Annotated in this window: 16 protein-coding genes; 3 read left to right on the top strand and 13 right to left on the bottom strand. The window is 39.3% G+C overall.

The annotated features are described in order from the left end of the window. Positions 1-34: 34 nt before the first annotated feature. The 11 genes from L4C37_RS02970 to L4C37_RS02920 form a co-directional block, all read right to left on the bottom strand. The gene (locus L4C37_RS02970; RefSeq protein WP_429767818.1) at positions 35-1,366 is read right to left on the bottom strand and encodes a patatin-like phospholipase family protein; all 1,332 of its coding nucleotides are present in this window, start codon (positions 1,364-1,366) and stop codon (positions 35-37) included. Positions 1,367-1,420: 54 nt separating this feature from the next. Continuing rightward, the gene (gene gltS / locus L4C37_RS02965; RefSeq protein WP_429767817.1) at positions 1,421-2,653 is read right to left on the bottom strand and encodes a sodium/glutamate symporter; all 1,233 of its coding nucleotides are present in this window, start codon (positions 2,651-2,653) and stop codon (positions 1,421-1,423) included. A 693-nt stretch (positions 2,654-3,346) separates the two neighbouring features. Continuing rightward, complete coding sequence (locus L4C37_RS02960) at positions 3,347-3,631, bottom strand: hypothetical protein (RefSeq protein WP_429767816.1); 285 nt, start codon at positions 3,629-3,631, stop codon at positions 3,347-3,349. Between the two features lie 20 nt (positions 3,632-3,651). Then, on the bottom strand, positions 3,652-4,071 hold the full coding sequence (locus tag L4C37_RS02955; RefSeq protein WP_429767815.1) for a hypothetical protein: 420 nt from the start codon (positions 4,069-4,071) through the stop codon (positions 3,652-3,654). A 170-nt stretch (positions 4,072-4,241) separates the two neighbouring features. After that, the gene (locus L4C37_RS02950; RefSeq protein ID WP_429767814.1) at positions 4,242-5,084 is read right to left on the bottom strand and encodes an OmpA family protein; all 843 of its coding nucleotides are present in this window, start codon (positions 5,082-5,084) and stop codon (positions 4,242-4,244) included. Positions 5,085-5,391: 307 nt separating this feature from the next. Continuing rightward, complete coding sequence (locus L4C37_RS02945; protein ID WP_429767813.1) at positions 5,392-6,294, bottom strand: hypothetical protein; 903 nt, start codon at positions 6,292-6,294, stop codon at positions 5,392-5,394. Then, complete coding sequence (locus L4C37_RS02940; RefSeq protein WP_171734334.1) at positions 6,291-6,677, bottom strand: hypothetical protein; 387 nt, start codon at positions 6,675-6,677, stop codon at positions 6,291-6,293. The genes L4C37_RS02945 and L4C37_RS02940 overlap by 4 nt, the downstream gene beginning before the upstream one ends. Positions 6,678-6,679: 2 nt before the next feature. Continuing rightward, positions 6,680-6,916, bottom strand: coding sequence for a hypothetical protein (locus L4C37_RS02935; protein WP_137371877.1), 237 nt, complete (start codon positions 6,914-6,916; stop codon positions 6,680-6,682). A gap of 139 nt (positions 6,917-7,055) precedes the next feature. After that, the gene (locus tag L4C37_RS02930; RefSeq protein ID WP_429767812.1) at positions 7,056-7,580 is read right to left on the bottom strand and encodes a hypothetical protein; all 525 of its coding nucleotides are present in this window, start codon (positions 7,578-7,580) and stop codon (positions 7,056-7,058) included. Positions 7,581-7,941: 361 nt separating this feature from the next. Further along, a complete protein-coding gene (locus L4C37_RS02925) occupies positions 7,942-9,198 on the bottom strand; it encodes a S1 family peptidase (protein WP_429767811.1) in 1,257 nt (418 codons plus the stop codon). Between the two features lie 237 nt (positions 9,199-9,435). Beyond that, a complete protein-coding gene (locus L4C37_RS02920) occupies positions 9,436-10,617 on the bottom strand; it encodes a winged helix-turn-helix domain-containing protein (protein WP_429767888.1) in 1,182 nt (393 codons plus the stop codon). Positions 10,618-10,807: 190 nt separating this feature from the next. On the opposite strand from L4C37_RS02920, the gene L4C37_RS02915 reads away from it, so the two are divergent. Then, on the top strand, positions 10,808-11,044 hold the full coding sequence (locus tag L4C37_RS02915) for a DUF1059 domain-containing protein (protein WP_429767810.1): 237 nt from the start codon (positions 10,808-10,810) through the stop codon (positions 11,042-11,044). 184 nt (positions 11,045-11,228) lie between these two features. On the opposite strand, the gene L4C37_RS02910 is transcribed toward L4C37_RS02915, so the two are convergent. Both L4C37_RS02910 and L4C37_RS02905 read right to left on the bottom strand, forming a co-directional pair. Then, positions 11,229-12,029, bottom strand: a complete 801-nt coding sequence (locus L4C37_RS02910; protein WP_429767809.1) for a Cof-type HAD-IIB family hydrolase — start codon at positions 12,027-12,029, stop codon at positions 11,229-11,231. A 160-nt stretch (positions 12,030-12,189) separates the two neighbouring features. Further along, positions 12,190-12,744, bottom strand: coding sequence for a TetR/AcrR family transcriptional regulator (locus tag L4C37_RS02905; RefSeq protein WP_273294115.1), 555 nt, complete (start codon positions 12,742-12,744; stop codon positions 12,190-12,192). Between the two features lie 123 nt (positions 12,745-12,867). On the opposite strand from L4C37_RS02905, the gene L4C37_RS02900 reads away from it, so the two are divergent. Beyond that, positions 12,868-13,407 carry an HPP family protein gene (locus L4C37_RS02900; protein ID WP_429767808.1) on the top strand — a complete coding sequence of 180 codons (540 nt, stop codon included), beginning with the start codon at positions 12,868-12,870 and terminating at the stop codon, positions 13,405-13,407. Between the two features lie 138 nt (positions 13,408-13,545). Continuing rightward, a complete protein-coding gene (locus tag L4C37_RS02895) occupies positions 13,546-13,881 on the top strand; it encodes an ArsR/SmtB family transcription factor (protein WP_137371870.1) in 336 nt (111 codons plus the stop codon). Positions 13,882-14,029 lie beyond the last annotated feature (148 nt).

Genomic DNA, 14,029 nt, shown 5'->3' with positions numbered 1-14,029 from the left:
GAAATAAGAACCTGAAGGGCGAAATAGCAGACAGTTACAAGGCTTCGCTATTCAACTGCTGTAGAACGCGATTAAATTCATCATTAGTTTTCAGTTGCAGCTGACCTTCTTCAATCAATGCGTCCACAAGCCCCTTATCTAAAGTAAAGTCGGTTGGCACCTGATTAAACTCGTTCTTTTTCTGCAAGTCTTTCGTATGTTCAAAACCTATATCAATAAAATGAGGGTACACCTTAGTCGTTTCTGTCGAACTCTCTTTCGCCCATTGTTCCATCGATTTAGTAAATAGCGCCTTCGTCGCATCGTTATAGCGGTGTAGCTGAATATCGGTAATTGAGTTCAATGTTTGAGGCACTGACGGCACCTCCATGCTTTGCCCAATGCCCAATTCAGGGCTTGTTGAGGCATCAACCGAAATCACAATCACTTGATGAGTGCTAACACCATCAGGCATGACGTGTTTGCTGTGAAAGTTACCCAATTCTAGTAAATCATAAATAGCCAGTAAGCCTAGGTTATCTGTAATCCCCCCATCCACTAAATGAATGTAGCGGTTACTGTCTTTGTCTGAATAGTCTCTAATATCTTGGATGGTTTTCTTCGACTGATATGACAGATCGTTCGTGACAACTTGAGCTGCTTGCCTTTGCAGTTGCTCATAACAACCTTCATAGTTTTCTAAAACAACAGGCTCAAATAAAACCGGAACCGCAGCAGAAGCGGCAACAGCTTTAGATATCGGGTATTCGCCTATATCTGAACACAACAGGTCAAAGTATTCTTGTATGAAAGAGAAACGCAACCCAGTGGTAATATCTGATGCGTTGATAATGATATAAGGCGAACTTTGCGGGTCGATATCGTTAAACGTGGCTGAACCAAAAATATTTTCTTCATAATATTGGTTCGCCGCATCTGTTCGCCCTAAGCTTGAAAACCAGTGAACTGGACTTAGAATAATAGAGACAAGATCATCTTTCACATCTCGGTACAAGAAGTCACTCTTATAGCTATCAAATATCTTATCTTGATGAATACCATAATAAGCTGAAGTGAAGCTGCCACCTGAAACGGAGCTAATCACATCCACTTCATCCAGCAGGCGCTTCTGTTTGCCATTAATCACAATCTGAGTATCACGCAGTTGTTCAAGCACACCGTAAGACAGAGCGGCTGCCCGAGTACCACCACCAGAAAAAGCTAAAATGATGGTGACATCATTCTCGGTAGAGTTCGTCAATTCAGTTAATGTGTAATCACTCGCCTCTTTCGATTCATCCTTTACTACATTGTTAGGCTGGTTAATCGAAGAACACCCTGACAAAACACCAGCCATGATCAAGAACGTGTAGAAGCGATGAGTCATTACTATTTCCTATTTAAAAACGATTTTTTCACTAAATAGTGTGTGCTAAATGCGTTACATTAAACGCATAAAATAAGGAATGATAAGCGCATTCGCTAAATCGATAAAGAATGCACATACAAGCGGAACAATAATAAAGGCTTGAGCCGAATGACCATATTTATGGCTCACTGCCGACATATTCGCCATTGCTGTAGGCGTAGAACCCAGTGAGATACCGCCAAAACCAGCACACACCACCGCTGCATCATATGTTTTACCCATAGCAGGGAAAACAACGTATATATTGATAACAACAGCCAGTAGTAACTGCATACCAAGTATCGCAAAAATAGGACCAGCAAGGTCAATCAAAGTCCATAACTGCATACTCATCAAGGACATCGCAAGGAATGTACCCAGAGCAATTTCAGCGATTAAATCAATGGCAGCAGTACGTGTTGGCCACTTGGTGCCAGTGATTCTTGGATAAGAGTCTGGGATCAGGTTGGTGATAACAATGCCAGTAAACAAACATGATACAAATAGCGGTAGTTGCAGGCCAGTTTGACTAATGGCTTCATTTAACAAAACACCAAGAATGACACAAACGTGAATCGCTAATACCGCGTCGAGAAACTCAAATGAAGTCATGGATTCGCGTGTGGCTTTTTCTTCTTTCTTTGCAACACTACCCGTCCCTTCTAATTCTGAATTAGTCACTAACTTATGCTTTTTGATTAGATATTTAGCAATTGGACCGCCCATTAAACTCGCCAAAATCAAACCAAATGTAGCACTCGCAATGCCGATCTCCATTGCACTTTCTAAACCAAATTCTTCCCCTACTCTTGGCGCCCATGCTATAGCAGTTCCGTGACCACCAATTAACGAAATACTTCCACTCAACAAGCCGAAAACAGGTTCAAGACCAAATAATGAAGCGACTGAAATCCCTACTACATTTTGCATGACCATAAAGAATATCGTGATAGCGAGAAGTACAACTAATGGCTTCCCTCCTTTCAATAAGTCTTTTAGGCTGGCGTTGATACCGATAGTGGTAAAAAAGTAAACCAACAACACGTCACGAGCCATTAAATCGAATTGAACCTCAATTGAGGTAGTTGCGTACAGTAGCGCAAAAAGAGTCGAGACAATAATCCCCCCAGAAACGGGCTCAGGAATACTGAACTCCTTAAGAAACCCCACGACTTGATTCAGTCTACGCCCTATAAAAAGGACAACAATACCCATAGTTACCGCAAAGAATGAGCCTAGATGTAGTATGTTGTTTTCAAAATCCATAGTTTATTCCATTAGAAAATGCATTAAGATCAGTGTTCATTACTCTCACAGTTATTCCAATAGTTCCAATCGTTTATTTAGAGAGACTCGCCACTTTCGGTACCTCAACGCCTTAGAGTTTTGATGTCATTCATTTGATTAAGCTAATTCAAGCGACAAAGACAAAATAATTAAGCAGATGATTATAAATTTCACTTAATACCAATGATCAACTTAGCCGGTAAATGACAATTAGTAATAGTGTTTAATAAGTAATAAGCAAATTATTATTATCAAATAACAAATACTATCTAATCTATCCATGTAACCGATTCCACCACGACTATGACGGGTATAACCTACATGGCTTTACGATAATAATCTGTAAGTCAAAGTAAGTAGCATCTCACACACGGTGAATTAACCTAAAATGTGCCATTGTTGAAATCAGTTTTAGCACTTAAAACTACGAAAGAAGGAGGGAGGATGAATGATGAATGATGGGAAAGTAAAGCGATAAAATATCGATAGACAGCGCTGGTTGTCAGCGCTACCAACCGAAGAACGAAACTTATTGAACTAGACTTATTCTCTGATTTTGAACCGAGAACGTTGCCTTATTGAGCTTTAAAGAACTATTCGATACTTGTCGAATCTGAATTACACCCAAGTAAAAGCATCGTAGGTAATGCGATTAGATTAATTTCTTTATTGTTAGTGCAGTTCCATAGTTTCAAAAACATATTCACCATCAACTTCCGTAATCTTCTCTAAAAGGATAAAAACACCGTTTTCAAAGGTGAATGCTTTTTGGTGGAGATTATAATTGTATACATACGAAATAGTGTCACCCATATCGATAACCATGGAGACTTCACCTAAATATTCCGCCAGTTGTTTTGGTGTCGTTTTACCTTCTTCCAAAAAATCTAAATCATGACTCTTCATACACCCCATAAGAGCACTGGCAATTACCATGACTAGAATTAACCTTTTCATTCCAAATCTTCGCCTATTAATTAGTTTTTACTCATATTTAATAACGTTAAATAATCATTAAACTCTTGGTGATAATCATTGCCTGTAATACATTTTTCATGTTTAAAGCGATATAAAGCCTGCTCTCGAAGAATCGTTCTATCTCGTTTCGTCAGTATCCCATTTGATTCAGCAAGTTTGTCCATCAAATCCGATTCATTAAGGTTCAATGATTTTATTTGAGAAAGTAATGATTTTGATCGAGTTATTAACTGCTCCACCGATTCAGAATCAAATTTTTCATAATGGCTACATAGAACTACTCTGTTTTCATTATTTATTGTCAAACCACTATGAACTTGATTAGATAAATATATTTCATATATATCATTTTTAAATAAAAAAGCACCAGTCGTCAGGACGAAAACAGAGGATAATATCCAAATAATAGTTTTACTCATTAACTACACCTTATTACTAATAAACGCTATAGAGTATTAGAGCTAATTTTATCAAGGAAGTTTTATTGGCGATGTAAGTGTATGTAAGCATGATTGTTAAAAAGACAACTATCATATAAATATAGAGATTTTATATGATAAAAAGCCGCACATGACGTGCGGCTTGGCGTCTATTTTTCAATAGTGAAAGGTTGGATAGTAACCTCTACACGGCGGTTTCTCTGCCTACCTTCTTTTGTCTCATTAGAGTCAATAGGGCGAGTTTCCCCAAGTCCATAGGATTCCACTCGGCTAGCATTCACACCTCTTGATATGAAGTAATCAGCAATAGATTCCGCTCGTTTTTCTGATAGGCGCTTATTCAATGTCTCTGAACCCGTTGAGTCTGTGTGACCAACAATCACCACACTAGATTCTTCATACTTTAATAAGGTGTCTAGCGTCTCATCAAACTTATATAGGCTTGAATGTTTTAGCCTATCGCTTCCAGGTTCAAAAATCGCCACGCCTTTTTGGGAATCAAAGGTAATAGTCTTTTTCTTTGGTAAAACAGGCGCTACTGGTGCAGGTTGTGGGGCTGCAACTGGTGTTGGCTCTATTGCAGGCTCATTCCAAATATCACCTAGGCTCGCCTCTACCTTTAGTTTTGTTATTTCAGCTCTTAAGCGGTCAATCTCAAGGTTGTACAATCGGTTACAGTTAATTCGTTCACGCTTTTCACCAATCGGAATAACCATTTGTACGTAGGCACCCACTTCGTTTTTATCTTGGATATTGTTGTAGTATCCATTTTGGCTTTTATCGTATTTTTGGTCAGTCTGCGAACCCACTAAGCCCGTTTGCACATAAGTCGCACTTGCGATCGTTGATTCACAAGTTACCCCATCGGCGGTTGTCACGCGGTCATAACCACTTGGTACACTGGCAGATGGAATAGACACTGCGGCAGCTTTAAACGTTGCAAATGTGACTACTGAGATGACTGCGGATAATACACTTTTACTTCTGAACATATCTTACTTTTAACCTTGTCTGTTGGCTTTGGCACTGAAACAGTGCAAACAGTAAATTTATACAACTGGTTAGGCTGAACTCTTGGCAACCTAACGCTAATATTCTTAAATTGTTCTGTACTTAAATGAATTTTTTGACCCGTTAAAACACCATTCACTTCCACATTGAATGATTGTTTAATTTCTCTAATATTTCCCACAGTTATTTTTATCCGTGGTTGTCCATCCGTGGACAATTCTTTAATTTTCAAAGGGTGCTGTACATGAGAAAATGAATTAAAACTCACCATGCATATTAATATTAAAATTAAACTCCGCATCTTATTGTCGTCACCATTTTATATTCACCCGCTAATAAATCAGATCGATTTAAATTAATGATAGGGGCGATCCTTACACTAGAACGGTAAAACTCACTTTGAATTTTATAATTTAAATTTTTAGATATAATGTCATCGCCATTAAAGTTTAAAACTTTATAATTATAAAAGTAAGATTCAAAATATTTAGCAGTATCATTAAATTCATGTTCTAAACTTAGAGTAACAGGTGTATTATCCGTCGCCATTGCGCCAACATTAAATCCCGCATAAGTCGATGAAGTTGGCTTTTTATCGTTAAAGATAAAACCTCCAGAGCTGTCATCCACTTTAATAAAGCAATAACTTTCTTCTAATAACGATTTAAATGTGACATCTAGTTTTGTATCAATTACATCATTAATATAAATACTAACTTTTTTATTTTTTCCACTTAAATAATTTTTTCCATCAGCATAAGTTGCCATCATACTGAACGACGCTATCCAACGTTTTGGGTCATTCGCATATGGAATAAACTCAAAGTTATAGCCGTTAGAACTGGCTTTCTCGGGAGGTTGAAGCCCTTGATTGATATAGATTGAAGTATAAAGCTCATCATCGGTTCGGTTTAATTTTACGTTACCCTTAAACCTGATGTAATTTCCGTCTGTATCCTTTGGCGGTGTTATCGTCCAATAAGCCCCAAGTTCGCGAATGTACTTCTTATCTTTCACAATAGGAGCAGAAGGGGAATAGCAGACTTTCGTTGAATATTGCTGACCATCGATAGCATTTGTGATTGGTAAGCTCCTACACGACTGCTGATTTGAGCTTGTGATATAAGTAGCACCCGCAAACATTGGAAATAAACAGATAGGCACAAAGCATAATCGAAGTAGTGTTCTCATCCTTCTTTTGCCTGTATCAATTTAGTTTTTGGGAAATAGACTTTTACTGGAGTACACATTCTTGTTCTTGGGATCCCCGCTTTCGGGCTTCGCGCAATGGTGCATACTTCTAATGAGACTTTTTTATCTGGCTCGATATTCGGCAATCTTATGTACGCTTTTTTCTGCTCTCGCGCTTGTAGCTTGACGGTTTGCCCCGTCATGATTCCATTCACTTCAATGTCATACGTGTATGGAGTGCTATTTAAATTGCCGAATTGAATTTGAATGGTTGGTCTTTGGCTGTATACGATCTCTTTAATTTCATCTTGGTTTTGCGAATGTGACATTACATTGAAAGAGGTTGCCGCCATTACAGCGGCTATCATCACTAATTTTTTCATTTCTAATTACATGAGATTAAATCATCCTTCTTGCTTTTCGCTTTTGCCTTATCCGTGTTGATGGTGTAAATCGCATTTCCGTCTTTGTCGTTTTTGTAAAACTCCAGACGGCTATCATTCACATCAACTTTTTTAATCCAGCAAATTCTTGGTACTTTTTCAGAAAAAACCAGTGTTGCACTGTAAGAACCAAAAGAGAAAAACAACAAAAACAATGTCGTGATTAATTTAATAGCCATACCTATCCCTTGCATTACTTGTCGATATACAAGTAATGCAACAGCATGGCTCTATATTCCAACGCTATTGATGGGCTTTATGATCTGCATTCACAAATATCAATCACCCGGTCAAAGCACTGGCGTGTCAACTTTTTGGTTAGCTTAAGCAATCAACATTAATCACAGCATCAACAGTATATTTAACGCCAGCTTTACTACCAACCACCTGAGTTGAATCAAGGTTGGAAACCGCTATTGCTTTTAACGTTTTATTTACTGCGAAATCGTCGTACGCACTTTTTGCAAGACCATTCGTAAAACTCGCATTTGCTGTATCTTCACCAATCCACAATTTGGTTGCGCTTACTTTCGTCACTGATGATAGCTTTGCAATATCACTAGTTAAGGTTGTTACTGACACTTTCACTTCGTTTTTATTATTTTCATTTGTAGCTAATTCGAATTGAGCAAAATTTTCAGTATCTTTCACTTCATCATTAAATTTAATCGACCCTTCAAAATCATTTGTTGTTAAAGTTTTGATACCGCAAACAACTTTCACTGTTTCGGTGAATTGCATTGTTGCAGAAGACGGAGTAGCAAAATTATTTACGGGTGCAACATTCGCAGCTACCGTAAATGAAGCCGATGCGATTACTAACGCTAAAATTGTCTTTTTCATGTGATGAATTCTCTTACCAGTCAAAATATTTCGCCTAAAAATTGGCGCGTCAAATTATGGTCGAATTAAAACATCTATATGACTCAAATCACACATTGGGAATGTAATTGCTTGTAAGGCACTTAGCCATTTGTAAGCCATAACAACTAAAGAACGCTTACATTAGTAAAATTTCTGATTGGAGAAGGTGCTATTGAAGGGTTAAATGACAGCGAGAGAACTCGTTCAAACAGCACTGTCATTTCGTTGGCAGGTTTTAGCCAGTCGTTTTAATGGCGTTAGTGATGTATTTCATACTAATCAATATACGAACCTAATAAAAAAAGAACCGCTGCCGGTTCTTTTTAATATTCATACTTAATCACTTTCTTTTTCTATACAGCCCAAGCCCAAACAAACCAAGAACAGATAAGAATCCGATAGAGCCTCCTGAAGATCCGCCGCTATTTAAAGCAGGAGCAGGTTGAGGTTCAAGTGCTGGAGTTGGATCAGGTGTTGGTACCGGATCTGGCGTTGGTTCTGGCTCTGGATTCGGGACCGGATCTGGCGTTGGCACAGGCTCTGGAGTCGGAACTGGGTCCGGTGTTGGTTCAGGCTCTGGAGTCGGAACCGGATCTGGCGTTGGTTCCGGAGCTTGATCACCCACAGAATGATAATTGCTCGTGTCTAAATTCTTATCATAAACGAGAGGGCTTCCAGGGTTATAGCCTTCATTATTTATGACATCATTAATCCAATCTTGGTAATGAATCAGTTCAGTAAAGTTAGAATGTACACTACTACCACTATTTACAATCCCAACCTGAATCTGCTGCCCGTTTGAATGGTTGTAAAATAGAGGACCACCAGAATCACCCTGTCCTGTAACACCATAGTCACCGCGATTATAGTCAGGGTGGATGGTGCATATTAACTTATCTATATGGGCATAACCTGAGACATAACATGTGTCATCCCCTAGCAGCTTGGTTTGACCATATTGCAGCACGTCAGGGATATAGGTGATAAACCCGTTGTCTTCTTTTGCATACCCTAACCCAACCATGTCTAGCATTGTATCGGGCACATCGTATTCCTTATCAAAAGGCAATGTAATGGATTCAACATTATCAATAGGGTTAATCGGTGTTTGTAATTCTATAATTGCGATGTCGTAAATTCTTTCATCAGCAAGCGTAAAGCCGAGTGCTTGATGTTTAAATTTAAAGTTCGGATTAGCGTAAAAGTTTTTAACAGCTTTTAATTCAGATTGATTAACATCCCTTGTCGGGTTTTTTACTAAAATCTTAAGGCTATGCTTATCGATAGGTGCATAAACGGCAGCTCTTTGGATTCCCGAAGAAGTATTACCAGGGGTATTGTAGACAGGAGCAGAGGTTTGATAATAAAGACAATGCGCAGCCGTTAAAATAAGCGTATCACTAAGAATAGAACCGCCACAGAACTGACTACTTGCTTGACCTTGTTCCAAACGTAATTGTGCGTAACTTTTGAACTTACTTACGTCTGCATCATCGCCACCAATGACATAGGCTTCTGGAATAGCCTGACCAGCAGCAATACCAGCGCTGAAGCACATCGTCGTTAGCAGCATCGGAATAGTATTTATCTTTTTCATATGCCCCCTCTCCCTGAGTATTTTATAAACCCGGAGGTTAACATAAAAACAACAAGACCAAAGAGTGAAAATATGTGTTAAGACAATCAGTTAAACGTTATCGCTCTAAATTCCCCATGTAACATAGAGATGAACTTGCAGAACGGAACTCGCTTCATAAGCATTTATACGCTCATTGAGTTAGAGTCGACCTACCATCATTACTGCTAAATAAAAACGAGTGCAAATTTTTCTGAGCTACCCATTAATACCAGCCAGGTTAGCTTTGTGTATGATAAGTTCTTGTGCTTGATTAAACTCCATAAAACCGGTGATCTCTTCTCGTAAAGCTTGAACAAAACTTTCTTGCTTGCTGGCTCCCCACTTCTCAACAACGCCTTCCACCACTAAATTATTAATATTTAGCACTGATGTTTTTCGATCCACTTTGCAATCCATTCTTCCCACCAATTCACCCTGCCATAAAATGGGCAAGCAGAAGTATCCGAACTGCCGTTTTGGTTCTGGAACATAGCATTCAAGCAAGTAATTGTAGCCAAACAATGCCTGCATGCGCTTTCTTTGAATCAATAGGTTATCAAAGGGAGACAAGATTTTGAGCTTGCTTCTCGCGAGTGGACGATTTAACAAATCTAAAAACCCCGGCAAGACAAAGTATGCAAGACCATTGACCGAAACCTGTACCACACTTCCCTCTTCTAGCATTTCAGACAGCACTTTCATCACCAACGGCTTGGTATTTTTTAGTAAGTAAGACATTTCTGCAGCCAGCCCAAGCCCATTCGCCTTCAAAAATTGAGTCACCAAATAACGTGCATACTCTCCCGCGGTGGGAACCGAACTATCTATAGTTTCAGGTACAACTCGCTGCGTTAAGTCATAAACCTTATGAAAATTTGAACGTGAAGACACCATTAAGTCCCCTTGCATAAACAAGGTTTCTAATGCTTGCTTAGCTGGCTTTCCACCCCAGCCACCCTTGTGCTTTCTTTCACCCTCGAAATCTTTAGCCATTAACGGACCTTCACTTTCGATGCGTTGAATAACACTTTTCATCAATTCATGATTAGCCTTATACCAATGACTTAACGCACCCGTTTTAAAGGCTTGTTTTCGGTACAGACTGAAACGGTAATCACGCATAGGCAAGTAAGCGGCAGCATGGGACCAATACTCAAAGACTTCTCTATTTTCTACTAACTCATCAATATGGTTAAGCTGATAACGCGGATTCCGATTCCACAGCGTGTGGTGGTGGGCTCTTTGAATCACAGAGATAGTATCTATTTGGATATAGCCAAGCTGTTCTATCGCTGAAAGAGTATGAGAAATCGCACTTCCTTGCGCTTTATTTGTGGGTGGAAGGTCTTGCGATAACAATACTAACTTTTTAGCTTGGGAAGGAGACAAAGAATCCATTTTCATACTCTCTTGAATCTGTTCGAAGCCGATTAACATACGCGATTTCATCCGTTTTCACAAAATCATAACTTTCAAGCAAAAAATACTCGTAGTTAAGTCGCTAATAGTTGAATTTATTACCTGAACAAGGCTATAAAGAGCTCACAAAAGTCTGAGGACTTAATAAGAAAAAGGCAAAGGAGCTCAAATGAAAACGATGACTTGTAAACAACTGGGTGGCGCGTGTGATGAGGCATTCACAGCAGCAACATTTGAAGAGATTGTTGAGCTAAGTAAGACACACGGAATGGCAATGTTCCAACAGCAAGATGCGACTCATATGGCAGCGATGATGGAAGTACAAAAAATGCTTCAAGATCCTGCAGCTATGATGCAGTGGTTCGCCACGAAAAAACAAGAATTTGACAACCTAGCTGACAACTAAACCCTAGAAGCTGAGTAATCGAAACTAAGTGGTCATAGCTGAGTTATCGACGCTAAATGATAAAAGCTAAGTGATAGAAGTTAAGCTAGAAAAGCTCACTAACGAATAACAAAAAAGCCAGTGACTATCAGTATGTACTGTGGGTCACTGGCTTTTTTATTTTAGATTTTTATGTGAAAGTTGACTATGACACTAGTAACTCACGAAGCACAGTCAGAACACCTGAATCTTTATTGCTTGGAGCCATAAAACGCGCCGTCTTTTTTACGGTTTCATGGGCGTTTTCCATTGCGTAAGAGTGGTAGCTCTCTTTCAGCATTTCTAAATCGTTCAGGTAGTCACCAAAGCTCATGGTTTGTTCATGAGTGAATTCTAAGGTTTGCTGTAAGTGCTTTAAAGCCGCGCCCTTCGATGCTTCGGCATTCATGACATCTAGCCAAATCTTCGCACTTACCACCACTTGATAATCAGCCCCAAACTTCGCTTCAATTGTTGGGTTTACATGCTCTTGTGAACCATCAAAATGGCAGATTGCCACCTTAATAAAATCATCTTCAACCGCCAGTAAATCAGCAACTTGCTCACAACGGTGATAATACTTAGAGAATTCTTTTAGTGCGTCTTGATTGTTTGTTTCTACGTAAGCTGATCGCTTACCACACAATACAATGTGCGCGCCTTCAATCTGCCTTGCTTCTTCAATTATGGTTACGATTGATGCTTTATCAATTGTGCAGCTGTAAAGCTCTTTTCCTTGATACATCACTAATGTGCCGTTTTCAGCAATAAACATCATTCGATCTTTTAACGGTGCGAACGTTTCAATTAAGCTGTAGTACTGACGACCCGAAGCGGCAGCAAACATAACCCCTTTTTCTTCTAACTGCTGGTACACATCGAAGAATGCAGGGTCTAACTGGCTATGTTCATTCAGCAGCGTGCCATCCATATCAGTGGCAATGAATTTAATTGATGGTTGTAGCATCTGTAGGGCTTACCTTAAAAAATTGGGTGCATCAAAAGTGCACTTAAAAATGGAATACCACCATTTCGATGATGGAAATATTCATATATTACTTGGCGTAAGATTTATCACTTAACATTTTTTGATACAAGCGGATTAGCAGCACTAGCTTGCTAGATAATCAAGCTTGTACCAGCGCTTGCACAGATTGGCGATACTGGTTTTGGTCTGTCATGCTAACTCCAAACTCACTTCTTACAATCATCCCTTCAATGAAGGTCATAAGAATTTCAGTCTTCATCTCTATTTGTACTGCGTTCAAATTATCACTCAATTCTAGGCAACCAATAATCGACTCTTTAAGCCACGCTTTGTGCTGATAAGACAACATCGCCACCGTTTCTTCTGTCTCTTTGAACTCAGCTAAAGCATGCATGAACATACAACCTTTGAAATCTGGCTGCTCAAACCAATCAAAATGCCAATCTAGCAAGGCGTCCAAACGATCCATTGCTGATGAATGACCATCTACCCAGCTCGCTAAGCTTGATTCAAATCGCTGGTGTCTTCTGGCTAACACCGCTTCAATCAGCTTAGTTTTCGAACCAAAGTGGCGATACATCGACGTCTTAGAGACCTCTGCAGAATCACGAATCATATCAACTCCTACAGCAGTATATCCAAACTGATTAAACAAGCTTTCTGCAACATCAAGGATATGTTCTTTCTTACTCATTCACTTTCCACGAATAAATGGGGTTGCAGGGAGTGTACAGATCTGTATCATAAATGTCGAACAGTACAGATCTGTACACATTGATTTTTAGGATCATTAATTTTGTAAACCAATAAGGGGCATATGATGGATAAATTAAAAGGTGGGGGCGCTTTACCCCCGCAACCAACATTCAGCCAGATTTTGAAAGGGTTTGTTGGCGGGACTTTAGGCATTCTGGTTCTTTCACTTTTAGCTGAGTATTCAAGTTCTCCTTGGTTAATGGCACCGTTTGGCGCAACCTGCGTGCTCATTTTTGCCGTACCTTCTTCTCCTTTGGCACAACCAAGGAATGTTATTGGCGGGCACTTTATCTCTGCTGCTGTTGGGCTTTTGGCACTTTACGGCTTAGGTGATTCTTACATTGTGCTCTCATTTGCAGTCGGTACGGCAATCATGTTGATGCAATTTTTAAGAGTCGTTCACCCACCAGCAGGAGCAAACCCAATTGTGGTGATTCTTGCAGGAACCAGTGCTGTTGATTGGTCTTTTCTGTTCACGCCTGTACTTGTGGGAAGCATAGGACTCGTGTTGATAGGTTTAGTCGTGAACAACACATCCACAGCACAAAACTGGCCAATTTATTGGCACGGAATGACTCGTAAAAGCTCAACCAGCCAATAATCAAAATATTAACTCACTTCAGTTCTGTGCTTGAGGGGAAGGAATCCAATAAAATCACTGCAACTAAAATAATCAGTTGACCCAAAAACTGATCAGGACTACCATTAATCGTCTTTTAACGATTAATGGTAGTGAGCAATGACTTCAACATGCCAACCATCACTGAATTGCCTTATTCCTGAAAAAAATGAACAGCAGGAAAGTGATTTAGCCGCATTAGCAAAAGCCCTCTCACACCCGGCACGCATCAGAATTCTCAGTATATTATCTGCATTAGAGAAATCTGGAGGCTGCTTGAATAGTGATCTTGTGACTGAGCTTGGACTCGCACAATCTACCGTTTCTGAACATTTACGCATTTTGAAAACATCGGGTTTTATTACGGCGGAATCGATTCCACCTAAGATGTGTTACCGCATAAATAGAGAAACCATTAAACGTTTTGAAGGCATCATAGATAACGTTTTAAATTAATAGAATTCACAAAGCACGCTCTGTACATCAATAATATGCGTGCTTTTTAATAAACACATTAATCGTATTTCGACGATTTACGATTTAAAAATTACAATTCGAAAGCTTTCGATTGATAAACTTTTGTCCCCAACATGACCAAATCAGA

The sequence above is a fragment of the Vibrio kagoshimensis genome (assembly GCF_050337535.1).
GTDB classification, from domain to species: domain Bacteria; phylum Pseudomonadota; class Gammaproteobacteria; order Enterobacterales; family Vibrionaceae; genus Vibrio; species Vibrio gallaecicus.
The sequence above is the reverse complement of the archived record's forward strand: the minus strand, read 5'-3'. Positions and strand labels throughout refer to the sequence as shown.